Genomic DNA, 26,348 nt, shown 5'->3' on the forward strand with positions numbered 1-26,348 from the left:
ATGAAAATGCTGATCAAAGGCGCTCTGATGGCCAGTGCGGTTGCTCTGGCCGGTGCCACGGGGGCCGCAGCGGAAGGTGAGAAATACATTCTTGTCAGCCACGCGCCCGACAGTGACAGTTGGTGGAACACGATCAAAAACGGTATCGCGCTTGCGGGCGATCAGATGGGCGTTGAGGTTGAATACCGCAATCCGCCGACCGGCGACATTGCTGATATGGCCCGGATCATCGATCAGGCGGCAGCATCCGGCCCCGACGGTATCATTACGACGCTGGCGGACTATGACGTGCTACAGGGCCCGATCTCAGCGGCGGTCGATTCCGGTATTGATGTCATCATCATGAACACCGGTACACCGGATCAGGCGCGCGAGATTGGTGCGCTGATGTATGTCGGTCAGCCGGAATACGATGCGGGCCTAGCGGCTGGTATCCGTGCCAAAGGCGACGGTGTTACCCAATTCCTGTGCGTGAATCACGCGATTCAGCAGCCCACCGTGGCCGAGCGCTGCCGTGGCTTTGCCGATGGTCTGGGCGTGGAACTGGGCGACGCGATGCTTGATAGCGGCACAGACCCGGCTGAAATCAAGAACAAGGTTCTGGCCTATCTGTCTGCCAACCCTGAAACCGATGGTATCCTGACATTGGGTCCGGTCTCGGCTGATCCGACCGTTGCCGCGCTGAAAGAAAACGGCATGGCCGGTGATATCTATTTCGGCACCTTCGATCTGGGTGAAGAAATCGTCAAAGGCATCAAGGATGGCACCATTCAGTGGGGCATCGACCAACAGCCCTTCCTGCAGGCCTATCTGCCGGTTGTGATCCTGACGAACTACCATCGCTATGGTGTGCTGCCGGGCAACAACATCAACTCGGGCCCCGGTTTCGTAACCGCAGACGCCCTTGAAAAAGTCGAGGAACACGCGGGCGAATTCCGCTGATCCATCTGGGATGGCGCGCGCCGCTGCGCGCCATCCTCTTTTCCCGCTGCACTATTCAGATCGTGGAGACACCTCATGTCCACCACCCAAGTTGCTGACGAACGCGTCAAGGAAATGTCGGCGCTGCGCCGCTGGCTGATCCGCCCTGAGCTGGGTGGGATCGTTGGCACCGTCGCCGTCTTTACCTTTTTCCTGCTGTTCGCTGCCGACTCTGGCATGTTTAATGCGCAGGGCGTTATGAACTGGGGAACGGTTTCGGCCCAGTTTGTGATTATCGCCGTTGGCGCCTGCCTGCTGATGATTGCGGGCGAGTTTGACCTGTCCGTTGGATCGATGATCGGTTTCGCCGGAATGATGATTGCCATCTTTCTGGTGATCCTGGGCTGGCCGGCCTGGGTCTCGATCATTGTGACCTTCATCCTGTGCATGCTGATCGGTGCCTTTAACGGCTGGATTGTGATCCGCACAGGGCTGCCCAGCTTTATCGTGACGCTTGCGGCACTGTTTGTGCTTCGGGGCTTTACCATCTATCTGCCGCAAACGTTTGAAAACAAAACGATCATTGGTGGCATTCGCGATGCCTCCGAAGGCGACTGGCTGGCCCCGATCTTTGGTGGCAAGATTCTGCAAGGGGTCTTTGTCTGGCTGGGGGATAACGGCATCATCGCGACGTTTGAACGTGGCACGCGCGAAGGGCAACCCGTCGTTGACGGCATTCCCATGCTGATCGTCTGGGCCATCGTACTTATTATTTTTGGTCATATTCTGCTGACCAAGACCAAGTTTGGAAACTGGATTTTTGCGGCGGGCGGCGATGCCGAAGCCGCGCGGAATTCGGGTGTGCCAGTGAACAAGGTCAAGGTTCTGATGTTCATGTTCACGGCCTTCTGCGCCACGGTCTTTGCCACCTGTCAGGTGATGGAGTTTGGATCGGCAGGCGCGGACCGTGGATTGCTGAAAGAGTTTGAGGCCATCATCGCGGTGGTCATCGGTGGCGCTTTGTTGACCGGTGGTTACGGCTCGGTTCTGGGTGCAGCACTTGGGGCGTTGATCTTTGGTGTGGTTCAGCAGGGGCTGTTCTTTGCCGGGGTCGAAAGCTCTCTGTTCCGGGTGTTTCTGGGTGTGATCCTGCTGGGTGCGGTGATCCTGAACACCTATATTCGTCGTATCATCACAGGAGAACGCTGAGATGACCGAAGATACCAAATTCCATCACGGCGACGCGCAGGAAAAAGAACCGACTATCCGGATGGTCGACATCCAGAAACACTTTGGTTCGGTGATCGCGCTGGCGGGGGTCAGCTTTGATCTCAAGCCCGGTGAATGCCACTGCCTGTTGGGGGACAACGGTGCGGGGAAATCGACCTTCATCAAAACGATGTCCGGGGTGCATAAACCCACAGCAGGTGAGATTTTCTTTGAAAACAAACCGATGCATTTCGAAGACCCACGCGATGCGATTGCCGCCGGGATCGCGACGGTTCACCAGCATCTGGCAATGATCCCGCTGATGAGCGTCAGCCGAAATTTCTTTATGGGCAACGAGCCGACACGCAAAGTGGCCGGGATCAACTTCTTCGACAAAAAGCTTGCTGATGAAGTGACCATGGAAGAGATGCGCAAGATGGGTATCAACCTGCGTGGCCCCGATCAGGCCGTGGGCACCTTGTCCGGGGGTGAGCGTCAGACGGTCGCCATCGCCCGCGCGGTGCATTTTGGGGCCAAGATACTGATCCTAGACGAGCCGACCTCGGCCCTTGGGGTGCGCCAGACGTCAAACGTGCTGGCCACGATTGACAAGGTGCGCAGTCAAGGTGTGGGTGTGGTTTTCATCAGCCACAATGTACGCCATGCGCTGGCGGTTGGAGATCGTTTCACGGTGTTGAACCGGGGCCAGACGCTGGGAACCGCAAAACGCGGAGAGATTACGCCAGAAGAGCTGCAAGACCTGATGGCCGGTGGTCAGGAACTGGCCGAGCTTGAAGGATCGCTGGGCGGTACCGTCTGAAGCGGGCCGCAGCGTTCAAATCGTTTGACTATGGCCCTGCGGGGCAACCTGAAATCTTCGGAAATGTGAAAACCAACGGATCGCCCGGACTGGCGTCCTGTTGAAAGGGATCATGATGAGCAAGACAATCCGACTGACAGCAGCGCAGGCTTTAGTGCGCTATCTTGGGGCGCAGATGAACGAGGGCGGAGAGCCGTTTGTCGCGGGCGTCTGGGCCATTTTCGGTCATGGCAACGTGGCCGGTATGGGCGAGGCGCTGCACGCCGTCAAAGACAGCCTGCCAACCTATCGCGGTCATAACGAGCAGACCATGGCGCATTCGGCTATTGCCTATGCCAAGCAGATGGGGCGCAGGCGCGCGATGGCCGTGACGTCTTCGATCGGGCCGGGGGCCACGAATATGGTCACGGCTGCGGCGCTGGCACATGTGAACCGGCTGCCGGTGCTGATCATTCCTGGCGATGTGTTTGCGACACGGGGGCCGGATCCGGTGTTGCAGCAGATTGAAAACTTTGGCGATGGCACCGTCAGCGCCAATGACTGCTTCCGCCCGGTGAGCCGGTATTATGACCGGATCAGCCGCCCCGAACATCTGCTGACCGCACTGCCGCGCGCATTCCGCATAATGACCGACCCGGCAGATTGTGGTCCGGTGACGCTGGCTTTTTGTCAGGATGTTCAGGCCGAAGCCTATGACTATCCTGAGAGTTTCTTTGAGCCCCGCGTCTGGTTCCAGCGCCGTATCCGCCCGGATGAGGGAGAGCTGGCGCGCGCTGCAGCTGCGCTGAAATCGGCGAAACGGCCCGTTATCATTGCAGGGGGCGGGGTGCATTACTCCGATGCCACCGCAACGCTACAAAGCTTTGCTGAGACGCACAACATCCCCCTCTGTGAGACACAGGCGGGCAAATCGGCGCTGGCCTGGGATCATCCGCTGAACCTCGGGCCCGTTGGCGTGACGGGGGGTGAGCCTGCAAATGCAACCTGCGGTGAGGCGGATGTGGTTCTGGCCGTTGGCACACGGCTGCAGGATTTCACAACGGGGTCGTGGGGGCTGTTCTCTAACCCGAACCGCGAGATCATTTGCCTGAACACTGCGGCCTATGATGCTGAAAAACATGGCGCAACACCGCTTCAGGCCGATGCCCGGGTCGGGCTGGATGAATTGGGCGCCGCACTGAGCGGATATCAGGCGGACCCTGTTTCGACGACGCTCAAATCCGAATGGTTCGACAAGGTGGATGCCCTGACCGATGCACCCAAGGACGGCAACGCTCTGCCGACCGATATGCAGGTGGTTGGGGCCGTGCAGCGCGCGGCCCATGACGATACCGTTGTGATGTGCGCAGCCGGAACCATGCCCGGGGAGTTGCACAAGCTGTGGAAGGCGCCGCGTCCCGGTGCCTATCACATGGAATATGGCTTTAGCTGCATGGGGTATGAGATCGCTGGTGCAATGGGCATCAAGATGGCGCAGCCCGAGCGTGACGTGATCTGCTTTACCGGCGACGGCACCTATATGATGGCGAACTCGGAAATGGCCTCGGCCGCCATGATGGGCATCACCTTCACGGTTGTGATCACCGATAATCGCGGCTTTGGCTGCATCAACCGGCTGCAAATGGGCACTGGCGGGGCCGAGTTTAACAACCTGCTGGATCATGCGGCACATGAAACGCCCTCGGCTATCGATTTCGCGGCACATGCAGCCTCGATGGGCGCGACCAGCGTCAAGGTCAGCTCAATTGCCGAGCTTGAAGAGGCGCTAGCGAAGCGCAGTGATATTAAAGGCCCCTATGTGGTGGTGATCGACACAGACCCATACCCTTCAACCGAATATGGCGGCACTTGGTGGGAGGTTGCAGTCCCCGAGGTCAGCATCCGCCCCGAAGTGAATAAAAAACGCGCGGCCTATGAAGTTGCCATCAAGGAAAGAAACACGAAATGAGCGTGAAAATCGGCATCTCTCCGATCGCATGGCAAAACGATGATCTGCCCGATCTGACGGCGGCCTACACGATGGAACAAGCGCTGCAAGAGGCGCGTGAGATCGGCTATACCGGCGTAGAGCGCGGCCAGCGTATGCCTAGCGATACCGAGGGACTGCGTGCTTATCTGGATGGGAACGACATTGCGCTGTGCGGCGGGTGGTGTTCGGGGGCATCGCTGCTGAACGACTTTGCGACCGAGCGTGAGGCCGTGCGCGAACAGGTCGAGCAGTTCGTGGCGCTGAACAGCCCCTGCATCGTTTATGCGGAATGCTCAAACACCATCCAGACGCAAGCGGGAACGCCGGTCAACAACCGCCCGAAACTGTCCAGGGACGAGGTGAGAAGTTACGCTGCCAAGATCACCGAACTGGCCAAATGGATGGCAGATCAGGGCATGCCAATGGCCTATCACCATCACATGGGTACGATCATCGAAAGCGAAGATGATGTGAACTGGCTGATGGAAGGTTCGGGCCCCGAGGTGAACCTGTGTTTTGATACCGGACACCTGCTGTTTGGCGGAGGCGATGTCTTGGCGACGCTGAACCGCTGGGGGGATCGCGTCCAGCATGTCCATTTCAAAGATATCCGCCCACATGTGGTTCAGCAGACCCGAGAGAAAGATGGCAGCTTTCTGGATGCGGTCATTGGTGGTGCCTTCACGGTGCCCAGCGACGGCTGCATCGATTTTCAGGCCGTCGCCAATGCGCTCAAGGCGATGGAGTACGACGGATGGATCGTGGTCGAGGCCGAGCAGGACCCGGCCAAGGCACCGCCCTTTGAGTATTCCAAGAAAGGCTATGACCACATTGTTGAGGTCTGCGCTGCAGCCGGGCTGGAGATCACGGCCTAGCAAACCGCTCAGCAGGAGGTGAAGGATGTCTGATCTGCTCAGGAAACCTGTTGGAACGCGGGGCAAGGTGCATGACATTTCGCCTGACGATGCCGGGTGGGGCTATGTCGGTTTTGGCCTCTACCACCTGCGTGCGGGCGAACGGGCTGCTGAGGCGACCGGTGACCGAGAGGTCATCCTGGTGATGGTCGAGGGCAAGGCCCAGATCACCGGGGCCGGGCAGGATTGGGGCATTCTGGGCGACCGCATGAACGTGTTTGAAAAGACCCCGCCGCATTGCCTCTATCTGCCGAACGGTACCGATTGGCAGGCCGTTGCCCAGACGGATTGCGTGCTGGCCGTCTGCTCGGCCCCCGGCAACGGGGGCCACGCGGCGCGGCGGATCGGGCCCGAGGGCATCACCCTGACCGAACGCGGCAAGGGTGCAAACACGCGCTATATCAACAACATAGCGATGGAAGCTGAGGACTACGCCGACAGCCTGCTGGTCACCGAGGTTTTCACCCCCGATGGTCATTGGTCCTCGTACCCCAGCCATCGTCATGACGAGGATGACTACCCCCGCATCACCTATCTGGAGGAAACCTACTACCACCGATTGAACCCGGCGAATGGATTTGGCATTCAGCGTGTCTATACGGATGATGGGCAGCTGGATGAGACGATGGCCATTGCAGATGGCGATGTTGTCCTTGTCCCGCGCGGTCATCATCCCTGCGGCGCGCCTTATGGGTTCGAGATGTATTACCTGAACGTCATGGCTGGACCACTGCGGAAATGGCGTTTCGTGGCGGCCCCAGAGGTCGAGTGGATTATGGAGCGGGATAAGTGAAGAGCTTTTTTGCAAACTACCCCAGCCTGAACGGCGCAACCGTTTTTGTCACAGGCGGCGCGGCTGGCATCGGCGCCGAGACCGTGCGGGCCTTTGTCCAGCAGGGGGCCAGAGTGGGCTTTGTGGATCTTAATCAGGACGCGGGTGAGGCTTTACTGCGGGAGCTTGGCGAAGGGCATGCGTTTGCTCATTGCGATCTGCGGGACATCGATGCGTTGCGCGCCGCCCTTAATCAACTGACCGGTGAGCTGGGAAATGCGCAGGTACTGGTCAATAATGCCGCTCATGATGACCGGCACGACTGGCGCGAGGTTACGCCGGAATATTGGGATGAAAGGATGGCGACCAATATCCGTCATATGTTTTTCGCCATCCAGTCGGTGGCGCCCGGTATGATCGAGAACCAAGGCGGCTCGATCATCAACATCGGCTCGAACTCCTGGTGGGAGGCGGGCGCAGGTTTTCCGGCCTATGCCACCGCAAAATCAGCGGTGCATGGGCTGACCCGAACCATGGCGCGTGAGCTGGGTGATCACCGCATCCGGGTCAACACTGTAGTACCGGGATGGATCATGACCGAACGCCAGAAAGAGCTGTGGGTCACGCCTGAGGCACTTGCCAAACAGGTCGACCGCCAATGCCTGCCGGATCCGGTCGAACCGGTCTATGTGGCCCGGATGGTGCTGTTTCTGGCCTCGGGCGATTCCGCCATGTGCAGTGCTGGGAATTTCATGGTCGAAGGTGGGTCAATCTAGGACTTCGCGGCGTTCATCGCTCTTGCGATGCGCCAACAGAGGTTTGAGTATTGGTCTCAGCAGCCAGAGAAGGGTTTGACCGATCAGAGTAAAAACAGGCCTCGACTTTCGGAGCATGGACCGAGCAAAAGGCGTCTGCTTCTTTTTCCTGTTCGGCCACTTGGCCACCTTCACTGTGTCCCAGAACGTGATGCCCAACCTCGTGATAGAAGGTGACTTCATCCTGAAGGGTTTCCCACCATCTGCGGATGCCCCTGACGTGTTCAGAGCGCTGGGTCAGTATGATGCCCGAGAAAAACAGATTATACTTGCCCAAGTAATGTAAATCGGAGCCGCGGACGATCACATCTATTCGGGTTACATTGTCCAGTGACAGCCCTTTGGTTCTACTCCATCGCTTCAGGTTCTGAACACTCCTGTCTGGGTCAGCAACTTCATCAGCAATAAAAACCGGGATGCCCTCGGCAATATAAGCCGCTGGCCTGTCCGCAAGACGTTTGGCTAACAGGTCGAGAGTTCTGCGGTGAACCGGATGCAGTTTTTCTTTTTTGAAGCCTGATGATCTCTTGTTGGAACGCTTCTTTGTTCAGTTCACTCAGCAGCGCAAGCAGGATGCCAAAATACTTGGGCAAAGGTCCGGGTGGATTGTCTTGCCATGCAGAGGAGGCGAGTTTCCCCTCAACGGCTGGAACAGAAGTTTCGCTGTTTTGTGAAAGCGCTCGCCATGCGTCTCGCACGGTCTCAACATGATTCGTCGAAATGCCGCGTAGCAAATGCTCCACATTCTGTTCGGCATTTTTATTCATAGTATTAGGGTAGCGCTGGAATGTGTAAAAAGTTTGGAGATACCTTTTTGTTTCAAAGGGCTAAGACAAGCTGTTTCAACCGATTTGCGGTGGCGCGCCAAAGGCTCGGATCACAGCGCGTGCTGCAGCCTCGACCGGGTCATGTGTCTCTTTTAGGATCGTCACGCGGTCGAACCGGTCTGGGTCGCTGTTCACGGCGGTGCGCAGCGCGTTACCGAATGACATGCGCAGCTCGGTTCCGATGTTGAACTTGCAGATTGAGGTCTCACGCGCCAAACGCGTGCGCTGTTCCACCGGCACGCCGGACCCGCCATGGATCACCAGCGGCACATCGGTCACCGCATCGATCTGCCGAATGCGATCTTCGTCCAGACCGCCTTCTTTCTTTTGTTGCAGATGGACGTTCCCGACCGAGACTGCCATCGCATCCACACCGCTTTCCCTTGCAAATTGCGCTGCCTCATCTGGGTCGGTGCCGCTCGAGCCTTCTCCGCCGGAATAGCCGACAAAGCCGATCTCACCCTCGCAGGAAATTCCCGCCGCACGGGCCATTTCGGCAATCGCGGCAGTTTCGTCGATATTCTGCTGCAAGGGTTTGCGCGATCCATCGAACATCAGCGATGTGAACCCGCTGTCGAGCGCGATTTTACACTCCTCAAACGTATAGCCATGATCCAGATGCGCCACGACGGGCACCGATGCGTTTTCGGCCAGATGCCGAAACATCATGCCCAGAACGGGCAGGGGCGTGTGTTCCCGGCAGCTTGGGCCCGCTTGCAGAATGACGGGTGCGTTTTCCGCCTCGGCTGCGGCCACATAAGCGCGCATGTCTTCCCAGCCCAATGTCACCAGACCAGCCACGGCATAGCCCTGCTGATAAGCGGGTCGCAAAACGTCGGAGAGTGTAGCTAGGGTCATTTGAACTTGGCGATCATGTCTTTGATGCCTGGAATAGTCTCGATCTGATAGGCATGGGTTGGCTGAAAATACTGCACCAGCGAACGCTGGCTCAGACCGCCCAGAATGGTGAAGTAGTACATCTCATACCCCGGCAGAACGCAGCACGGGTGATAGCCTTTGTCGATGCAGACGGTCGACCCATCGACGATATGATACGCGTCGCCCGGTTCGTTGTCCTCGCGCTGCAGCATCTGCAGACCGGAGCCCCAATTGGGTTTGAACCGGAAATTATAGGTCTCATCATGGCGCGATTCATCGGGCAGACGGTTGGTGTCGTGCTTATGGCTGGGGAAGCCGGACCAGCCGCCCTGACCAACGGTGAACAACTCACTCACCAGCAGCCTGCCGACTTTATCATGCTGCTTCTGGCCAAGGATGTGCTTGATTTTGCGATGGGTTTTGGTGTCGTCGCTGCCGTATTGAACCAGATCGTGTTCGCGCACATCAAACGGATCCAGCACCTTGTCATATTTCGCGCCTGCGATGAAAACCTCGGCGTCATCAGACACGCATACCATCTGCGCCTTGGCACCGACAGGAACATAGACCCCCTCGGGCTCGCCATCCCAGACGTCTTCGCCCCGACTGCCCAGTTTGGGAAACTGTACCCCCTCAACGTCAACGTCGACGCTGCCGGTCGCGGGCGCGATGCAGGTCTCGTAGCCCGGAACCTGATACTCGAATGCCTCGCCTTTTTTCAGTTTGACGATGTTGAAATAATTCAGCGGCACTGTCGGGTCGTCGCTATCAACGATGGGTTTGTTCTGATTGTCAAAAGGCGCGATATGCATGGTTTACTCCTGTGGGGCCGATGTCGGACCCGGATGGGATGCAAGAAAGGCATCCAGTTCTGATGTGATGGGCATGGCCGGCGCGCAACCGGGTTGTGATACAACGATCGAAGCACAGGCGGAGCCGCGCATAACCGCATCTTTAAGCGAATGCCCCGCAGCGATCGAGGCCAGAAGCCCCGCCATGAAACTGTCGCCCGCGCCATTGGGTTTGACGGCAGTGACCGGGTAGATGCCGGTTTTGATTTCCTGACCATCTGCCAGCGTGATAGCGCCCTTTTCGCCCTGCTTGTAGATGACGATCCGGCCCGGTTTCTCAGATAGCTCTTTGGCTTTGTCGAACCCTTTTTCGATGCCGCCAGCCATAAATCCGAACTCTTCATCATTTCCGACAATCAGATCGCTGGCCTCACCCGCGCGTGACAGAACATCCGCTGCGACCTCGGCCGAGGGCCAGCTGTAGGGGCGATAGTCGATGTCAAAAATGATCGGCAGGCCCGCCTGCCGCGCGTTTTCAAAGGCGCGGAACGTGGCGCTGCGCGAAGGTTCGGCGGCAAATACGGTGCCTGCTGAGATGACAGCCGAAAACCGGCTGTAATCGACGCGGTCCATATCCTCTTCGGTGACCTGAAAATCAGCGGCGCCGTTGCGATAAATCACGTTCTGGAAGTCATCCATCGTGCTTTCATAGACCGCCAGTGACATCCGGTATTCCCCGCCGATCACCTTGATGAATGAGGTGTCGACGCCATAGTGATGCAGCCGGTTCAGGCAAAAGCGGCCAACCGCGTCGTCCGAGACTGAGGTGATCAGCGATGCCTGACCACCCAGCTTGACCAGACCCGCGCAGATATTGGCCGACGATCCGCCAAGATCGGAACGGAAGCTTTCGGCGTGTTCGCATTTCACGCCAACGGGGTCGGCGAACATATCCATGCCCGCGCGTCCGAAAACGGCAAACCGATTTCCTTTGATACCGTCTATCAGCGCGCTCAACTCGGTTCCTCCGGTAAATTGAGGTCTGCAAAGTCGGTTGGACCTTGCGTTAAATCGATTCACACGATACTGATTTTGCAACCGGTTGCAAATAATATGTTCGGAGCCGTTGCAAATGTCTGAAATCGGAATTGGAATCGTCGGTGGCGGCTATATGGGCAAAGCTCATTCGGTCGCGATGTCCGCAGTGGGCGCTGTCTTTAACACGGCCCTCAGGCCCCGCCTTGAAATGATATGCGCGTCAAGCCCTGAAAGCGCCGAGCGGTATCGCGCGGCCTATGGTTTCAGACGCGCGACTGCGGATTGGCGAGAGTTGGTGAACGACCCGGCCATCGCAGCCATCGTCATTGCCTCACCGCAGGAAACCCACCGCCAGATCGCCGAGGCGGCCTTTGCGCTGGGCAAGCCCGTGTTCTGCGAAAAACCCTTAGGCGCATCGCTGGAGGATAGCCTCGCCATGGTTGCTGCTGCTGAGGCGGCGGGTGCGGTCAATATGGTTGGTTTCAACTATATCCGTACGCCAGCAAGCCAATATGCGCGCCAATTGATTGCCGGTGGTGAAATCGGCGATGTGACTTGGTTCCGCGGCGAGCATACTGAGGACTTTTATGCCGATCCTGACGCCCCGGCCACGTGGCGGACAAGCGGTATGGCGAATGGCACGATAGGCGATCTTGCTCCGCATATGGTCAACGGCGCAATGGCGTTGATCGGACCAATCGCGCGGGTCATGGCAGATGTCGAAACCGTGCATCGCACCCGGCCCGGCGGCGAGGTGACAAATGATGATCATGCGCAGATGATGTGCAGGTTTGAGAGCGGCGTGATGGGCAATCTCTATTTCAGCCGCGTCGCGACAGGGCGCAAAATGGGCTATGCCTATGAAATATCCGGCACCAAAGGGGCCATTCGGTTCGATCAGGAGGATCAGAATGCCCTCTGGCTCTACCGCCGCGAAGGGCCCGAAGCTGAACGCGGTTTTACCAAAATCCTGACCGGCCCGGCGCATCCTGACTACGAACCCTTCTGCCTGGGGCCGGGGCATGGCACGGGCTATCAGGATCAGATTATCATCGAAGCCAAGGATTTCCTGCAGGCGATCTATACGGGTGAAGCCATCTGGCCAACATTTCGCGATGGGCACGAGGTTAATCGCGTGTTGGCGGCGGCGCTTGCCTCGTCCGAGCAACAGCAATGGCAAGAGATCAGCGATTTCTGATCACAAAATCAAACGATTACTGAAGAAAGACAAGAACCATGGCAAAGCTGAAATGGGGCATGATTGGTGGCGGAGAGGGCAGTCAGATTGGCCCTGCACACCGGTTGGGGGCATTGGCCGACGGCATGTTCGAACTTGCTGCAGGTGCGCTGGATCATCGCCCGGAGGTTGGCAAGGAGTACGCTCAAAGACTGGGCGTAGCTGCGGATCGCGCCTATGGCGACTGGCAGGAGATGTTGGCCGGAGAACGCGACCGTGCGGATCGGGTTGATCTGGTCACGATTGCGACGCCGAATTCTACGCATTTCGAGATTGCCAAGGCGTTTCTTGAGGCCGGGTTCAACGTGCTGTGTGAAAAACCGATGACCATGAATGTCGAAGAGGGCGAAGAGATTGTGCGCGTCGCGAAGGCGTCGGGCAAGATCTGCGCGGTGAACTATTGCTATTCGGCCTATCCGATGGTGCGTCAGGCACGGGCCATGGTGCGCGCCGGGGAAATTGGCAAGGTGCGGCTGGTTGTGACCAATTTCAGCCATGGGCATCACGGTGATGCAACGGATGCTGACAACCCGCGGGTGCGCTGGCGCTATGACCCGGCGATGGCGGGGGTATCGGGGCAGTTCGCCGATTGCGGCATTCACGCCCTGCATATGGCCAGTTTTATCTGCGACGATGAGGTCGAGAAGCTGTCCGCCGATCTGGCCTCGACAATTGCCAGCCGCGAATTGGAAGATGACGCGATGGTCAATTTCCGGCTTGAGGGTGGTACCGTTGGGCGGCTCTGGACATCGTCGGTTGCGATCGGGCGGCAGCACGGGTTTGACATTCAGGTTTTCGGAGAGACCGGCGGCCTGCGCTGGGCGTCTGAACAGCCGAACCAATTGATCTACACCCCTGTTGGCGGGCGCACACAGATCATCGAAAAGGGTGAGGGCGGTCTGCACGAAGATGCACAACGGCTGTCACGTGTTGCCATTGCGCATCCCGAGGGGTTTCCCTTGGCGGTTGCCAACATCTATTGCGATCTGGCCGATGCGATCCGGGGCGAGACGCGCGATGGGTTGCCCAACGCATCGGATGGCGTACGCTCAATCGCGGCAGTTCATGCGGCTGTCGCGTCGGGGCGCGAAGACGGTGCGTGGAAAGACGCGCGGCCGCCGATGTTTCGCTGACTAAAGGCGGGGCCGCAGCGTGTCCCGCTCGATCACTCGGCATGGAAAAATGCGGGCCTCGGGATAGCGCTGAGGCTCTTTCAGCATTTCCTCGATCAGATCCACTGACGATGTGATGATCTGCTTGATCGGCTGGTGAATCGTCGTCAGTTGAACGCTCTCCCAGCGGGACATTTCCATGTCGTTCAGGCCTATGATCCCGATATCCCGACCGGGTTTCAGTCCGTGGTCCGCAAGCGCCGACAACGCCCCAACCGAGAGGATGTCATCACCGCAGAAATACGCCTCTTGCGGGGTGCCTTTCAGCAGCCGCAGCATTTCGGCACGACCCGCTTCGAATGAATAAGCGGCGGCAAAACTGTGGCTCACCTCGATATCAGGATGGTTCTTCAGCTCATCGCTGAACCCGCGATGCCGGTCTCGTGACGAAGTCGCGTCTTTTGGCCCCCCGAGATAACCGACGCGCGTATATCCCCGCGCCAGCAGTTCGCGTGCGGCCATGCGCCCGCATTCCGTGTTGTCGATCCCGACGACATGGACCTCGGGTGAGGTTGCCGACCTGCCGAACGTATGCACAACCGGGACACCCGCATCATGAAACGCCTTTGCAAAGCTGGGCGGCAGGGTGGATGAGGCAACAATGGCCGCGTCGACCGAGTATTGCCGCAGCATCCTGACCGAGTTTGCAGGTTCCGTTTCATCCGTCAGGTTGACGATAAGTGGGCGCAGGCCCCGCTCCTGCAAGGCGCGTGTGAACTGGTCAAACACCTCAAGGAAGATCGGGTTGTGAAAGTTGTTGGAAATCAACCCTATCAGCTTGGTCCGCCCGGTCGTAAGAGACGATGCCAGCGCATTGGGGCTATAACCCAGCTGTTTGGCGGCTTTTTCGACCTTGTTGCGTGTTTTGGCCGAAACCGACGCGCCTTCGGTAAAGGTTCTGGACACGGCCGAACGCGAGACGCCGGCGAGGGCCGCGACTTCTTTCAGGGTGACGCTCACGGCAGGGGACCTTTGACAGGGCGGGCGGGACTGTTTCTTGCGGTATTCATCATGCAACAACTTCGCATTTCGCGCAAAAAGTTGCAATCGGTTGCAAGTGTGGGTGCAATCGGGATCGCTCCGGGTTTTGCGCGGGGTCTGGTGCGCCCCGTCTACTAACCGGGTTGCAGGCGGCATATTGCAGGAAGTGGCCCCTTCTTTTTATCCGCAATCTGTGCCACACAGCCTGTTGTTCGACGCTCAAGGTATTGGCCCCGTAGCGTTGCTTCGGTTGCGATCACCGCCATAGGACAGGCCGGGATCTAGGAGGGCAAAGATAGGCAAAGTGAAGATGACGATCATCACGGAAAACGACATAAAATCAGCAGCATACGCGGCAGCCCGCCTTTCAGTTGCGCCGATGATGGACTGGACGGATCGCCATTGTCGTTATCTGCACCGGCTGCTCAGCGCGAAGGCGCTGCTGTATACGGAAATGGTGACCGCCCCCGCGCTGGTGCGCGGCGGGGCGATGCATTTACTAGACTACAGCCCCGAGGAACATCCCGTCGCGTTGCAGCTTGGCGGCTCTGATCCGCAGGAGCTGGCGCAGGCGGCGCGGCTGGGGGCGGATGCCGGATATAATGAGATCAACCTGAACTGTGGATGCCCGTCGGATCGGGTGCAATCGGGCACGTTTGGGGCGGTGCTGATGAAAGACCCGGTGCGGGTGGCCGAATGCGTGGATGCGATGCGCAGCGCCGTGGATGTTGAGGTGACCGTCAAATGCCGTATCGGTGTGGATGACCAGGATCCCGGGCAGGTTCTGCCCGCGTTTCTGGATCACATGCGCGCCGCTGGCTGCACGCGGATCACAATTCACGCACGCAAGGCATGGCTGCAGGGGCTAAGCCCAAAAGAGAACCGGGATATCCCACCGCTGGATTATGAGTTGGTGCATCGGATGAAGGCCGCGTTCCCTGACCTCCATCTGTCCATCAACGGCGGCATCAAATCGCTTGCACAAGCGGCAGAGCATCTGGATGCCGGGCTTGACGGTGTCATGATCGGACGCGCGGCCTATCATCAGCCTGCGGACGTTTTGGCAGGGGCCGATCCGCTGATCTTTCGAACCGGCCAGACCAGCGATCCGGTCGCGGTTGTGCGGCAGATGGTGCCCTATATCGACCGGCATCTTGTCAACGGCGGGCGTTTGCACCAGATCACGCGGCATATGTTGGGCATGTTTGCCGGGCGGCCCGGTGCGCGGGCCTGGCGCAGAATGCTGTCCGAGGGGGCTGTACGGGATCACGCTGGTCCCGAGCTGCTGTTGCAGGCACTGGACTGCGTCACCGCGCAGATGCAGGTGGAGCGCGCGGTTTGATAAGGCCCAAGGCCGGTTAAGGGGGGAGTATGACCGAGTTGATGTTGCTGGCCCAGATGTTAGGCCTTTTGCTTGCCATCGGGGCGCTGGCCGGGGTTCTGGCCGGGTTGCTGGGTGTCGGCGGCGGGATTGTATTGGTACCGGCCTTTTTCTATGCGTTTCAGACGCTGGGCTATGGCGGCCCGCAATTGATGCAGATGTGCATCGCGACGTCTCTGGCGACCATCATCGTGACATCGGTCAGGTCGGTTCTCAGCCACAACAAAAAAGGTGCGGTGGACTGGGATATTCTGCGCGGCTGGGGGCCAGGGATCATTGTCGGGGCCGTGCTTGGGGTCTTGGTCGCCTCTGCCCTGCAGACCGAGGTGTTGCAGGCCCTTTTTGGCATTCTGGGAATTGTGATCGGCGTATATATGGGCTTTGGCCGGGCCGAGTGGCGGTTGGGCGATGCGATGCCCAAGGGGCTGCGCCGGGCTGCTCTATCCCCTTCGGTTGGGTTTCTTTCCGTATTGATGGGCATTGGGGGCGGCAGTTTTGGCGTACCGTTGATGAGCCTTTACAACACGCCCATTCACCGTGCCGTGGCAACGGCCGCCGGGTTTGGCGTCATCATCGCGGTTCCGTCGGTGCTTGGGTTTCTGTTTCTCGACATTGCAGCGGATCATCGGCCTCCGTTTACCATCGGGGCCGTTAATATCATCGCCTTTGGTATTGTCATTGCGATGACGATGATCACTGCCCCGTGGGGCGTCAAACTGGCCCATGCGATGGACCCCAAGCCCCTCAAACGGGTCTTTGCGGTGTTCCTGACGCTTGTGGCGTTGAACATGCTCAGAAGGGCTTTGGGGTGGTGAAACAATTTTGGGACAAAGGCTGGATCAGGTTTCCCTTTGACCCGGTGTTGGAGGATTGGGTCGTGCATGCGCTGCCGGTTGCACAGGCGTCTGTGACAGACCCAGCCCATGCCGACTGGCATGATTGCGACGGCACCTGGTTCATCGGAGTAGACGCTCTGGACAACGATCCGCAGGGCAGGGTGGCCGGTTCAGAGGCTCTGGCAGGGCAGGCGATCGACTTTATCTCGGCACATCTTGGCCTGCATGCGTTGCACAAAGGGCAGGTTTCGGTGATCTATCCGGGCTATCCACAGCCAAGGCGTGGTGAGAGCGAGGCAGGCGCCCGCTATCGCGCCAAACGGGATGCCGCCCATGTGGACGGGCTGCGCCCAAGCGGGGTCGACCGGCGCCGGCATGTGGACGAGCCCCATGCCTGGATACTGGGCATTCCCCTGAATGATGCCAGCGCTGATGCCGCGCCCATGGTACTGTGGGAGGGGAGCCAGAAGATCATGCAGGCGGCGTTTCGGGCCGCATTTGCCGATGCGCCGGCGGACGCGCTTGGCCTGATTGATGTGACCGATATCTATCAGGCCGCGCGACGCGAGGTGTTTGAGACCTGCCCGCGCATCGAACTGCCCGCGGGTCCGGGGGAATCCTATCTGTTGCATCGTCATTGCCTGCACGGTGTTGCGCCGTGGGGCGAAAATGCGGTTGCGGGGTCTGACGGGCGGATGATCGTCTATTTCCGACCCGAATGTCCGGGCGGTGTAGCCGAATGGAGCGAATCCCCGTAACCTCCTGCCATTCTTAGGCTTTGGAGGTTTTATTAATGATTACCGTTCACACAAATTCCGACGGTGCGCTGATCGAAGTCGAACTGTCTGGCGAAGTGACCAGCGCCGATTACGCCGCCACTCTGGTCCCCGCGATCGAGGCCGCTTTGGCCGAACATGACACTGTGCGGTTGCTGGCGATCATGTCACCCGAATTCAAAGGCTATGATCTGGGCGCAGCCTGGTCAGATACCAAGCTGGGGCTCAGCCACTGGCGCGGCTTTGACCGGATCGGCGTCGTTGCTGATCAGGGTTGGGTGCAGACCAGCATTCGTCTGGCCGCGCCGATCCTGCCCTGTCCGGTTCAGGTGTTCGAGATGACCGAGCTGGAAACCGCGCGCCGGTGGATTCGTGAATCCCTGGGGGCCATTCATGTTGTCGATCTAGGTGGTCCCTGCATTCAGGTTGGCATGATGGGCAAAGTCGAGCCCGAGGCTTACAGCACGGCAGAGCTCGATCTGGATACGCTGCTGCGCGACCGCAAAGGGTTTCGTCTGTTGATTGATCTGCGCGAGTTCGATGGATGGCAAGGACTGACCGCAATGGCGGCCCATTTCCGTCTGGCGCGCGGGCATATCGGTCTGCTCGACCGGGCTGCGATCGTTGGCGACAAAACCTGGCAGCATATGGCGCAACGTGTTGCCAGCCATGTGTTGGGCACGCGAACGCAGTATTTTCCGTCAGATGAATTTGAGAACGCCAAAACTTGGCTGGCCGCTGGGTAAGCTCCTGATGCTCTGAGGTTGCAGAGCATCTTATCTGTTTGATGTTAGGTCAAAACACGCCAAGTCGGGGTTTGGTGTGCAGGGCAGTTTGGACTGATCTTTTCTTTTGCGGCTTGCAGGTTTGACAGTCGCGCGGAACAAACCTGTATTGTAGTTTTTACGCAATAGATGACGCAAGGATGCATGTTTTCCCCCTGAAACCATATTCTCTTATTTGTATCTGAGGTTTACGTAGGGGCAGCCTGTCGTGCTCGAGGGGGTTACCCTTCGGTCGTCAAGGTTCGGGCAGGGTCCGATACCTATGTAAGGTTGTCAGTTATAGGAAACTTCGGATGCGGTTTGTAACCTATTTTATACGGATGATCACATTCAGGCGTTCAGACGACGCTTCAACACCTGATCGCTTGAAGAAACCGCTGCGCGAGCAAGATAGAACCGTAACAAACCGGTCTGAGATTGCTACTATCCTACAGGCAGAGTTGAGCGCGCAGCGTAAGTCCGAAGAAGACAAATAAGCGCTTTGGACTATGGGGCACTGACCATGGTCGCGCAGACGATTATCAGATCAAGTTTGATTGAGCCGTGCCGCACGACCGCCGCGCCGTTTGGCCAGCTGTGGTTTGCGGTTGGGTAGGTCTTGCATGATTTCGGCGCGTTGGCTGCTGTCCATCTTCGACCATCGCGTGATCTCATCAATGGTGCGATAGCAGCCGGTACAGATGCGCTCGGTCGGATGCACGACGCAAATCTGGACGCACGGGCTTTCGACCTCGTTCCGTTTCCAAACCATGTTTGTCATCAGCACATTCCGATCCGTTATAGAAAGCGCAGCCGATCCAGCGCCCCTTGCAAGATATAACCAGCAGCGACGTGATCAATAACCTGTCCGCGACGTTTTCGTGTCGTATCCGCCTCAAGCAGTGCCTTTTCTGCCGCAACCGTGCTGAGTCGTTCGTCCCAGAACCCGATCGGCAGCTGCGTCAGGCGCGACAGGTTACGGGCAAAGGCGCGCGTTGATTGACAGCGGGGGCCTTCGGATCCGTCCATGTTCTTGGGCAGACCCAGCAATATGCCCCCGATTTCCCGGTCTGCGACAATCTCCAGAAGGCGGGCAGAGTCCAAGGTGAATTTCTTCCGTCTCACTGTCTCGAGCGGGCTCGCAACGCTGCGCATCCGGTCCGATACAGCAACGCCAATGGTTTTTTCGCCAAGGTCCAGCCCCATCAGGGCGGTGGTGGGGGACAGCTCTGCTGCAAAGTCTTCGAAGGCGTCATGGATCATTGCGACAGCCCGGCCTGCTGCGCGGCGGCAGCGATGATCTGCAGCGCATCCTCGTTGTCGGCAAATACGCCAACGGCTTCGTCCCGGATGCCTCTGGCGCGATCCGTTTCGCCCATCACGCCAAGTGCCGCGATCAGGCGCGCCCAATCCTCGACCGGGCCGCCTTCGGTCGACAGCCGATCCGACAGTTGGTTCACCATGCCGCGGATCATCTCCTGCCGTTCTTCCGGTGTCAGCTCTGCCGCGGCGTCCATATCTGCCTGACTGGGGCCAGCGAGTGCGCTGGCTGCAGGCGGGTTGAAGACACCGGCCCGAAAGGCCAAATCATCCAGCTGCGCCCGGATCGCTTCGGCCCAAGGGGCACCCGTCGGTGCTGCCTGCAGGGTTTCGACCCATATGCGATACGCAACATCCGGACGTCCGGTCTGGGCCAACATCTGCCCGTAATAATACCGCGCCGGTCCAAGGTCGGGATTGCGGTCCAGTGCCTGTTGCAGCGCGCCCTCCGCCTCGGGCGAGACATAGCCGCCGGTGGCAAGGATCATCATTTCCGCCAGACTGGAATAAGCCTCTGCAGGAGCGTCATTTCCCGACAACTCGATCACGCGTTTCTGTGCGCCATAACCCGCTTTGAAATTCCCGGCATTGGTTTCGTGCTGGGCCAGTAAGATATGCCCTTGCAGATCGTCTGGCCGTGCAGCGACCGTATCCCGCAGCTGTTGGAGCAGCGTGGCATAGTTTTCATCCAGCGCAGGGGGCTGGACAGGCTCGACCTGCTGCTCGGCCTCGGCCTGGCTCAGCCGGTTTTCGCGCAAGTCCTGCGCCATCTCAAATCGCGCCGACAGGGGCATATCTGGATAACCGGCCGCGCCGATGCGCTGATACAGATAGATCGTGCCACCAATCAGAACGGCGGCGACCGTCAGAATGGCCCCCACCGACAGGGCGCGGCTTGGTCCGCCATCTGCGTTTCGCTGCTGCATTTGGGCATCAGCGGCCAGAATGCGGCGCGAGATTTCGGTGCGAACGCGCTCGGCATCGGCTTTGGCAATAACACCGCGGGCCAGATCGCGGTCCACGCCCGCCAGCTGTTCGCGATAGACGCGCAGGTCGTAGGTGCCCGCCGGTTCGCCGTTTCGACGCCCCCGGAGCATCGTGTAACCCAGTAACGCTGCAATCAGCAACGCGGTCAGAATCGTCAGGACCGTAAATGGCATGGTGCCTCCGCAATCATTGGCTCTGACTTAGACCTGCGCGCGCGGCAAAAAAAGGGACAAATGGCCGCGAATGGTGTGCATGTCGCAATAGTGCGATATTGCGGCGTTGTATGGCAGCGCTATTGTATCGCTACACGGCATATCTGCGCCAACCACCGAAGACCGGACGGATTCGCATATGAGACATTATTCAGCCTTTGCTGTGGCCAGAGAGGCGCTGCGCTATCACATGGGGTGGGAGCGCGCGTGGCGGTCGCCTGAACCCAAGAAACGCTATGATGTCATCATCGTAGGCGCGGGCGGTCACGGTCTGGCCACGGCGTATTATCTGGGCAAGAACTATGGCATCCAGAATGTGGCGGTGATTGAAAAAGGCTGGCTGGGTGGTGGCAATACCGGTCGCAACACCACCATCATCCGTTCGAACTATCTGCAGGATGCGTCAGCGGCGATCTATGAGAAAGCGCGCAGCCTGTATGAGGATCTGAGCCAGGAGCTGAACTATAACATCATGTTCAGCCCGCGCGGCGTGATGATGCTTGCCCAGACCCAGCACGAGATTCGCGGATATCAGCGCACGGCCCATGCCAATGCACTGCAGGGGGTGCAGACCGAATGGATTAGCCCCGAACGCGTGAAAGAGCTGGTGCCGATTATCAATATCGACGGTCCCCGCTATCCGGTTCTGGGCGCCCTGTGGCAAGCCCGCGGCGGAACCGCCCGCCACGACGCCGTGGCCTGGGGCTATGCGCGGGCCTGTTCCAACATGGGCATGGACATTATCCAGCAATGTGAAGTGACCGGCGTCCGGCAGGACAACGGCCGCGTCGTCGGGATCGACACGACCAAAGGCCCAATCGACTGCGACAAGCTTGGGATCGTGGTGGCTGGTCACTCGGGGCAGTTGGCCGAGATGGCGGGCTTCCGTCTGCCGGTCGAGGCGCTGGCCCTGCAGGCGCTGGTGTCCGAGCCCATCAAACCTTGCATGGATGTGGTCGTGATGGCCAACACGGTGCATGGCTATATGTCTCAGTCCGACAAGGGTGAGATGGTGATTGGCGGTGGCACGGACGGATTTAACAACTTTACCCAACGCGGTTCATTCCATCATATCGAAGAAACGGTCCGCGCCCTGGTCGAGACCTTCCCGATGATCTCGCGCCTCAAGATGCTGCGTCAATGGGGTGGGATTGTTGACATGACCGGCGACCGCTCACCCATCCTGTCAAAAACACCGCTGGGCAATTGCTTTATCAATTGCGGTTGGGGAACCGGCGGTTTCAAGGCCATTCCGGGGTCTGGCTGGGGCATGGCGCAGCTGATGGCCACGGGGCATTCTCCGCTGACCGAAGCCTTCAACCTTGATCGTTTCAAAGAGGGCCGCTTTATTGATGAAAGCGTCGCCGCCGGGGTGGCACACTGATGTCAGTCCTCGAAACCCGCTTCGTGGGCGCTGCCCGAGCACTTGCTTGCGGTGGAGCCCGGCTTAATCGCCTTTTTCTCTTCGGATCGAAAGATGGAGAGGGCGATCAGCCCAAAGACGACAAGCGTACCCACAACAGTCAAAACAATGGTCAAAATATCCATGCGTACAATCTGGGCGTGTGGTCGAAAGATTTCAAGCGAGGAGTAGCCTCATGCTGATCCTGACATGCCCATATTGTGGCGTCGATGCCGAAGAAACCGAACTGGCCGCTGGCGGCGAGGCGCATCTGAAACGCTTTGGTCCGGGGTCATCGGATGAAGAATTCCACGACTATCTGTTTATGCGTGAAAACCCTAAAGGCGTTCATTTCGAACGCTGGCGTCATGCCAATGGCTGCGGCAAGTGGTTTCACGCTGCACGCTGCACGCAGACGCTCGAGGTGTTCGGAACATATGCGGCGCAGGTCACCGAGCCTCCGCAAGACATCAAGGGCGCAATCACCGCCAGGCGTCCCGGCTGGACCTGGAGAGAGTTTGAATGATCCGCGCCGCCATCTATAATTCCGATTGCAAAAGGTTCGCACGATGAGCACCCGTCTTGCAAAACAGGGCCGGCTGATTGACCGGTCGAAACAGGTCACCTTTACCTTCAATGGCACAGCGATGCAGGGCTATGATGGTGACACGCTCGCCTCGGCCCTGTTGGCCAATGACCAGATGATGGTGGGCCGGTCGTTCAAGTATCACCGCCCGCGCGGCGTCGTCGCCAGCGGCGCAGAAGAGCCGAACGCACTGGTTGGACTTGGGCAGGGCAGCCGGTTCGAACCGAACCAACGCGCGACCACCACCGAGCTGTTCAATGGCCTGACCGCTATGTCTCAGAACCACTGGCCAAGCCTCGAATACGATATCGGTGCCGTGAACACGGCGTTTGCGCGTTTTCTGCCAGCCGGGTTCTACTACAAGACCTTCATTCATCCGAAACCGTTCTGGAAACACGTCTACGAGCCGTTCATCCGCCAATCGGCCGGTCTGGGCAAAGCGCCGGACGCAGAGGCGCGCGATGCGGATACCTATGAACATTTCTATTTCTTTGTGGATGTTCTGGTGATCGGAGGCGGTGTTGCAGGTCTGCAGGCTGCCAAAGCTGCGGCGCAATCGGGCGCTAAGGTTATGCTCATGGAGCAGACCGCCCATTGGGGTGGGCGTGCTCCGGTAGACGGTGGTACAGTCAACGATGAGCCTGTGGATAAGTTCGTGGAACAATTGATTTCCGAGCTTGAAACAATGGACAACGTAACCCTGCGCACACGCTGCATGGGGGCGGGCGTCTATGACCACGGCTATGTGCTGGGCTACGAGCGTCTGACCGACCATAAGCCGGGCATTCAGGGACCGCGCCATCGCCTATGGCGTATCCGCGCCAAACAGGTCGTGACCGCCACGGGCGCGATCGAGCGTCCGCTGTCCTTTGCGGGCAATGATGTACCGGGTGTCATGCTGGCCTCGGCGATGCGCGACTATGTCGTGAACTGGGGCGTGACACCGGGCGAACGCGTGGTTATCGCGACCAACAACGACGACGCGTACCGCACCGCGATCCTTCTGAAACAGGCTGGTGTCGATGTGCAGCGCGTGGTCGATGCGCGCGCGGCCGCAGGGCCTCTGGCCGAAGAAGCGCGCCAGCTGGGCATCCGCGTTGATCTGGGCAAGGCTATTGCCAAGGTCAAGGGGGGCAAGCGGGTCAAAAAGATCGAGCTGTGCAATCAGGACGGCATCGGCGGTGCCCGCGACGAGATTGAGGCCGATGCCGTCGCCATGTCGGGCGGCTGGTCACCGGTTGTGCATTTGTGGTCGCATTGCGGAGGCAAACTGATCTGGGACGACGCGCATGCGCATTTCAGCCCCGACCCCAAGCGCCCGCCCCTGGGCGCGGATGGGGCGGGTTTTGTGCTGGCCGCCGGCGCTTCGAACGGACCGCTGGCGCTGGATGAGGTGCTGGTCGATGCGCATGCCGCTGGCAAGGCCGCAGCCAAAGCCTCGGGGTTCAAACCAAAGAACACCCGCGCGCCCAAGGGTGAGGTTTCCGAAGAAGTTCCGATGCAGGCTGTCTGGCTGATGCCCGCCAATGCCGATGTTGAGCTGCGCATGAAATCATGGCTGGATTTCCAGAACGACGTCAAAGTGTCAGATGTTCAGCTGGCCGCGCGTGAAGGTTATGAAAGCGTTGAGCATACCAAGCGTTACACCACGTTGGGCATGGCAACAGATCAGGGGAAATTAAGCAACATCAATGGATTGGCGATCCTTGCTGATGCTTTGGACTCCGAGATTCCGAAGGTTGGTACAACCACGTTCCGCCCACCTTATACTCCAATTTCCATGGGCGCGATCGGTGGCGAGGCGCGCGGTGAGGTGTTCCAGCCGATCCGCCAAACGCCGATGCATAACTGGCACGACAAAAACGGTGCCGATTGGGAGCCGGTCGGTCATTGGCGTCGAACCTACGCTTATGTGCGCCCCGGTGAATCCGTTCATGATGCGGTCAATCGTGAGGTAAAGAACACCCGCGAAAACCTTGGCCTTCTGGATGCTTCGACGCTGGGCAAACTGATCGTCAAGGGGCCTGATGCGGGCAAGTTTCTGGACATGATGTACACCAACATGATGTCCACGCTGAAGGTCGGCAAATGCCGTTATGGCCTGATGTGTTCGGAAAATGGGTTCCTGATCGACGACGGCGTCGTCGCCCGCATCGATGAGGATACATGGCTGTGCCACACAACCACCGGCGGAGCCGAGCGCATTCATGGCCACATGGAAGAATGGCTGCAGACCGAATGGTGGGACTGGAAGGTCTACGTCGCAAACGTGACCGAGCAATACGCTCAGGTTGCGGTGGTCGGCCCCAATGCCCGTAAGGTGCTGGAGAAGCTGGGCGGTATGGATGTCTCGAAAGAGGCACTGCCTTTCATGGAATGGCGGGACGGCAAGCTTGGCGCGTTCGACTGCCGTGCCTACCGCATCTCGTTCTCGGGGGAGCTGTCCTATGAGATCGCGGTCCCTGCATCGCAGGGGCAGGCGTTCTGGGATGCCCTGATGGCGGCGGGCAAAGATTTCGGCGTGATGCCATACGGCACCGAATGCCTGCACATTCTGCGGGCTGAGAAGGGCTTTATCATGATCGGGGATGAGACCGACGGAACGGTCATTCCGCAGGATCTGGGGCTGCACTGGGCCCTGTCGAAAAAGAAAGAGGACTATCTGGGAAAACGCGCTCATGAACGCAGCCATATGGCTGACCCCGAGCGCTGGAAACTGGTGGGTCTTGAGACTGTGGATGGTTCCGTCATCCCAGACGGTGCCTATGCTGTGGGTGAGGGCGTGAACGCCAACGGTCAGCGCAACGTCATCGGGCGCGTCACCTCGACCTATTACTCGGCCAATCTGGGCAAGGGCATCGCCATGGGGCTGATCAAGCATGGTCCCGACCGGATGGGCGAGATTGTCGAACTCCCGGGCACGGATGACAAAACCTATAAGGCCAAGATCGTGGACCCGGTCTTCTACGACAAAGACGGGGAGAAACAGAATGTCTGAGCCGATCAGCGCATTGAACCATATCAGCTACGACGGGATTGCCAGGGTCGAAGAATGCGGCCTGCAAGGCATGATCACCCTGCGCGGTGATCTGTCCGACAAGGTGCTGGCGAGGGCTGTCAAAGACGCAACCGGACAGAAAGTCCCCGGTCAGCGTCAGGCGCTGGTTAGCGGAGATACCGGCGTGTGCTGGATGTCGCCGGACGAGTTGCTGGTACTGGTGCCCTATGCCGAGGTCGAGGCTAAGTTGGCGGCCATGACCAACGCGCTGAGCGGAGTGCATGCGTTGGCGGTCAACGTATCAGATGCCCGGGCAGTGTTCCGCATTTCAGGCGCGATTGCGCGCGAGGTGTTGGGAAAGCTGGCGCCGGTCGATCTGTCGCCAGAGGTGTTCCAGCCCGCAGAAATCCGCCGCTCACGTCTGGCGCAGGTGGCTGGTGCGTTCTGGATGGATGACGCAGAAACCTTCCGGGTTGTCTGTTTCCGGTCGGCAGCGGACTATGTTTTCAAGCTGCTCAAAATGGCCGCACAGCCGGGGAGCCGAATAGGTATATACTAATTTCGATTCTCACTAACGAATTGAAATGTTGCAATTTTACATCTCCAAAGTTGCTATTTAGTCTTGATGCGGCACCTCATTGAGTGATACGCCCTGAGGTATAATTTGAGGCGGTCAGCTATCGCTAAAGGCATTGCTGTCCTAATGCCCGTGTGTATAGGGCCTAGTGCAGAAGGCTGACC

The 26,348-nt window shown here is 58.7% G+C and carries 27 protein-coding genes; 18 read left to right on the forward strand and 9 right to left on the reverse strand.

What is annotated here, in order from left to right; all coding sequences use genetic code 11:
• The 8 genes from ACR0I7_RS02155 to ACR0I7_RS02190 all read left to right on the forward strand — a co-directional run bounded on the left by ACR0I7_RS02155 (nt 1) and on the right by ACR0I7_RS02190 (nt 7,706).
• Nucleotides 1-942 carry a sugar ABC transporter substrate-binding protein gene (locus tag ACR0I7_RS02155; RefSeq protein ID WP_480507963.1) on the forward strand — a complete coding sequence of 314 codons (942 nt, stop codon included), beginning with the start codon at nt 1-3 and terminating at the stop codon, nt 940-942.
• A 75-nt stretch (nt 943-1,017) separates the two neighbouring features.
• Nucleotides 1,018-2,130 (forward strand): ABC transporter permease, encoded by a 1,113-nt coding sequence (locus ACR0I7_RS02160; RefSeq protein WP_480507965.1) that lies wholly within the window; start codon nt 1,018-1,020, stop codon nt 2,128-2,130.
• Between the two features lies 1 nt (nt 2,131).
• The gene (locus tag ACR0I7_RS02165) at nt 2,132-2,950 is read left to right on the forward strand and encodes an ATP-binding cassette domain-containing protein (RefSeq protein WP_480507967.1); all 819 of its coding nucleotides are present in this window, start codon (nt 2,132-2,134) and stop codon (nt 2,948-2,950) included.
• 115 nt (nt 2,951-3,065) lie between these two features.
• A complete protein-coding gene (gene iolD / locus ACR0I7_RS02170; protein WP_480507969.1) occupies nt 3,066-4,898 on the forward strand; it encodes a 3D-(3,5/4)-trihydroxycyclohexane-1,2-dione acylhydrolase (decyclizing) in 1,833 nt (610 codons plus the stop codon).
• Nucleotides 4,895-5,794 carry a myo-inosose-2 dehydratase gene (gene iolE / locus ACR0I7_RS02175; protein WP_480507971.1) on the forward strand — a complete coding sequence of 300 codons (900 nt, stop codon included), beginning with the start codon at nt 4,895-4,897 and terminating at the stop codon, nt 5,792-5,794. The genes iolD and iolE overlap by 4 nt, the downstream gene beginning before the upstream one ends.
• A 25-nt stretch (nt 5,795-5,819) precedes the next feature.
• Nucleotides 5,820-6,626 carry a 5-deoxy-glucuronate isomerase gene (iolB, locus tag ACR0I7_RS02180; RefSeq protein ID WP_480507973.1) on the forward strand — a complete coding sequence of 269 codons (807 nt, stop codon included), beginning with the start codon at nt 5,820-5,822 and terminating at the stop codon, nt 6,624-6,626.
• Nucleotides 6,623-7,381 carry an SDR family NAD(P)-dependent oxidoreductase gene (locus ACR0I7_RS02185; protein WP_480507974.1) on the forward strand — a complete coding sequence of 253 codons (759 nt, stop codon included), beginning with the start codon at nt 6,623-6,625 and terminating at the stop codon, nt 7,379-7,381. Before iolB ends, ACR0I7_RS02185 begins: the two co-directional genes overlap by 4 nt.
• A 115-nt stretch (nt 7,382-7,496) precedes the next feature.
• Complete coding sequence (locus ACR0I7_RS02190; protein ID WP_480507976.1) at nt 7,497-7,706, forward strand: hypothetical protein; 210 nt, start codon at nt 7,497-7,499, stop codon at nt 7,704-7,706.
• Nucleotides 7,707-7,818: 112 nt separating this feature from the next.
• Here ACR0I7_RS02190 and ACR0I7_RS02195 read toward each other — a convergent pair whose 3' ends face one another.
• From ACR0I7_RS02195 to iolC, 4 genes are all read right to left on the reverse strand, one after another.
• Entirely contained in the window at nt 7,819-8,187 is a 369-nt protein-coding gene (locus ACR0I7_RS02195; RefSeq protein WP_480507978.1) for a hypothetical protein, read from the reverse strand.
• Nucleotides 8,188-8,262: 75 nt separating this feature from the next.
• Nucleotides 8,263-9,105 (reverse strand): class II fructose-bisphosphate aldolase, encoded by an 843-nt coding sequence (locus ACR0I7_RS02200; RefSeq protein WP_480507980.1) that lies wholly within the window; start codon nt 9,103-9,105, stop codon nt 8,263-8,265.
• Complete coding sequence (locus ACR0I7_RS02205; protein ID WP_480507982.1) at nt 9,102-9,938, reverse strand: 5-deoxy-glucuronate isomerase; 837 nt, start codon at nt 9,936-9,938, stop codon at nt 9,102-9,104. The genes ACR0I7_RS02200 and ACR0I7_RS02205 overlap by 4 nt, the downstream gene beginning before the upstream one ends.
• Before the next feature lie 3 nt (nt 9,939-9,941).
• On the reverse strand, nt 9,942-10,934 hold the full coding sequence (gene iolC, locus ACR0I7_RS02210; protein ID WP_480507985.1) for a 5-dehydro-2-deoxygluconokinase: 993 nt from the start codon (nt 10,932-10,934) through the stop codon (nt 9,942-9,944).
• A 115-nt stretch (nt 10,935-11,049) separates the two neighbouring features.
• On the opposite strand from iolC, the gene ACR0I7_RS02215 reads away from it, so the two are divergent.
• Both ACR0I7_RS02215 and ACR0I7_RS02220 read left to right on the forward strand, forming a co-directional pair.
• Nucleotides 11,050-12,153, forward strand: coding sequence for a Gfo/Idh/MocA family protein (locus ACR0I7_RS02215; RefSeq protein WP_480507987.1), 1,104 nt, complete (start codon nt 11,050-11,052; stop codon nt 12,151-12,153).
• Between the two features lie 38 nt (nt 12,154-12,191).
• Nucleotides 12,192-13,325: a Gfo/Idh/MocA family protein gene (locus ACR0I7_RS02220; protein WP_480507989.1), complete on the forward strand. Its 1,134-nt coding sequence runs from the start codon at nt 12,192-12,194 to the stop codon at nt 13,323-13,325.
• Here the strand turns inward: ACR0I7_RS02220 and ACR0I7_RS02225 are convergent, their stop codons facing one another.
• Nucleotides 13,326-14,324: a LacI family DNA-binding transcriptional regulator gene (locus tag ACR0I7_RS02225; RefSeq protein ID WP_480507991.1), complete on the reverse strand. Its 999-nt coding sequence runs from the start codon at nt 14,322-14,324 to the stop codon at nt 13,326-13,328.
• A 331-nt stretch (nt 14,325-14,655) separates the two neighbouring features.
• On the opposite strand from ACR0I7_RS02225, the gene dusA reads away from it, so the two are divergent.
• Genes dusA through ACR0I7_RS02245 form a run of 4 tightly spaced genes read left to right on the forward strand, consistent with a single transcriptional unit; the run spans nt 14,656 to nt 18,084 of the window.
• Nucleotides 14,656-15,687, forward strand: a complete 1,032-nt coding sequence (gene dusA, locus ACR0I7_RS02230) for a tRNA dihydrouridine(20/20a) synthase DusA (protein ID WP_480507993.1) — start codon at nt 14,656-14,658, stop codon at nt 15,685-15,687.
• 29 nt (nt 15,688-15,716) lie between these two features.
• Nucleotides 15,717-16,541: a sulfite exporter TauE/SafE family protein gene (locus ACR0I7_RS02235; RefSeq protein ID WP_480507995.1), complete on the forward strand. Its 825-nt coding sequence runs from the start codon at nt 15,717-15,719 to the stop codon at nt 16,539-16,541.
• Nucleotides 16,535-17,320: a hypothetical protein gene (locus tag ACR0I7_RS02240; protein WP_480507997.1), complete on the forward strand. Its 786-nt coding sequence runs from the start codon at nt 16,535-16,537 to the stop codon at nt 17,318-17,320. The genes ACR0I7_RS02235 and ACR0I7_RS02240 overlap by 7 nt, the downstream gene beginning before the upstream one ends.
• A gap of 35 nt (nt 17,321-17,355) precedes the next feature.
• Entirely contained in the window at nt 17,356-18,084 is a 729-nt protein-coding gene (locus ACR0I7_RS02245; protein ID WP_480507999.1) for a SpoIIAA family protein, read from the forward strand.
• A 565-nt stretch (nt 18,085-18,649) separates the two neighbouring features.
• Here ACR0I7_RS02245 and ACR0I7_RS02250 read toward each other — a convergent pair.
• From ACR0I7_RS02250 to ccmI, 3 genes are read right to left on the reverse strand one after another with little or no spacing between them, the layout of a single operon-like run.
• On the reverse strand, nt 18,650-18,883 hold the full coding sequence (locus ACR0I7_RS02250) for a DUF1289 domain-containing protein (RefSeq protein WP_480508001.1): 234 nt from the start codon (nt 18,881-18,883) through the stop codon (nt 18,650-18,652).
• Nucleotides 18,884-18,900: 17 nt separating this feature from the next.
• Nucleotides 18,901-19,365 (reverse strand): Holliday junction resolvase RuvX, encoded by a 465-nt coding sequence (gene ruvX / locus ACR0I7_RS02255; protein WP_480508003.1) that lies wholly within the window; start codon nt 19,363-19,365, stop codon nt 18,901-18,903.
• Nucleotides 19,362-20,582: a c-type cytochrome biogenesis protein CcmI gene (gene ccmI / locus ACR0I7_RS02260; protein ID WP_480508005.1), complete on the reverse strand. Its 1,221-nt coding sequence runs from the start codon at nt 20,580-20,582 to the stop codon at nt 19,362-19,364. The genes ruvX and ccmI overlap by 4 nt, the downstream gene beginning before the upstream one ends.
• Before the next feature lie 178 nt (nt 20,583-20,760).
• Here ccmI and ACR0I7_RS02265 point away from each other — a divergent pair, with 178 nt between their 5' ends.
• Nucleotides 20,761-22,005, forward strand: coding sequence for a sarcosine oxidase subunit beta family protein (locus tag ACR0I7_RS02265; RefSeq protein ID WP_480508007.1), 1,245 nt, complete (start codon nt 20,761-20,763; stop codon nt 22,003-22,005).
• Nucleotides 22,006-22,007: 2 nt separating this feature from the next.
• Here the strand turns inward: ACR0I7_RS02265 and ACR0I7_RS02270 are convergent, their stop codons facing one another.
• Nucleotides 22,008-22,169, reverse strand: coding sequence for a hypothetical protein (locus ACR0I7_RS02270; protein ID WP_480508009.1), 162 nt, complete (start codon nt 22,167-22,169; stop codon nt 22,008-22,010).
• Nucleotides 22,170-22,219: 50 nt separating this feature from the next.
• Here ACR0I7_RS02270 and ACR0I7_RS02275 point away from each other — a divergent pair, with 50 nt between their 5' ends.
• The 3 genes from ACR0I7_RS02275 to ACR0I7_RS02285 are packed head-to-tail and all read left to right on the forward strand — an operon-like array spanning nt 22,220 to nt 26,166.
• A complete protein-coding gene (locus ACR0I7_RS02275) occupies nt 22,220-22,549 on the forward strand; it encodes a sarcosine oxidase subunit delta (RefSeq protein ID WP_480508011.1) in 330 nt (109 codons plus the stop codon).
• A gap of 43 nt (nt 22,550-22,592) precedes the next feature.
• The gene (locus ACR0I7_RS02280) at nt 22,593-25,607 is read left to right on the forward strand and encodes a sarcosine oxidase subunit alpha family protein (protein WP_480508013.1); all 3,015 of its coding nucleotides are present in this window, start codon (nt 22,593-22,595) and stop codon (nt 25,605-25,607) included.
• The gene (locus ACR0I7_RS02285; RefSeq protein WP_480508015.1) at nt 25,600-26,166 is read left to right on the forward strand and encodes a sarcosine oxidase subunit gamma; all 567 of its coding nucleotides are present in this window, start codon (nt 25,600-25,602) and stop codon (nt 26,164-26,166) included. The genes ACR0I7_RS02280 and ACR0I7_RS02285 overlap by 8 nt, the downstream gene beginning before the upstream one ends.
• The last annotated feature ends 182 nt before the right edge of the window (nt 26,167-26,348 follow it).

The organism is Ruegeria sp. AM1 (genome assembly GCF_056540745.1).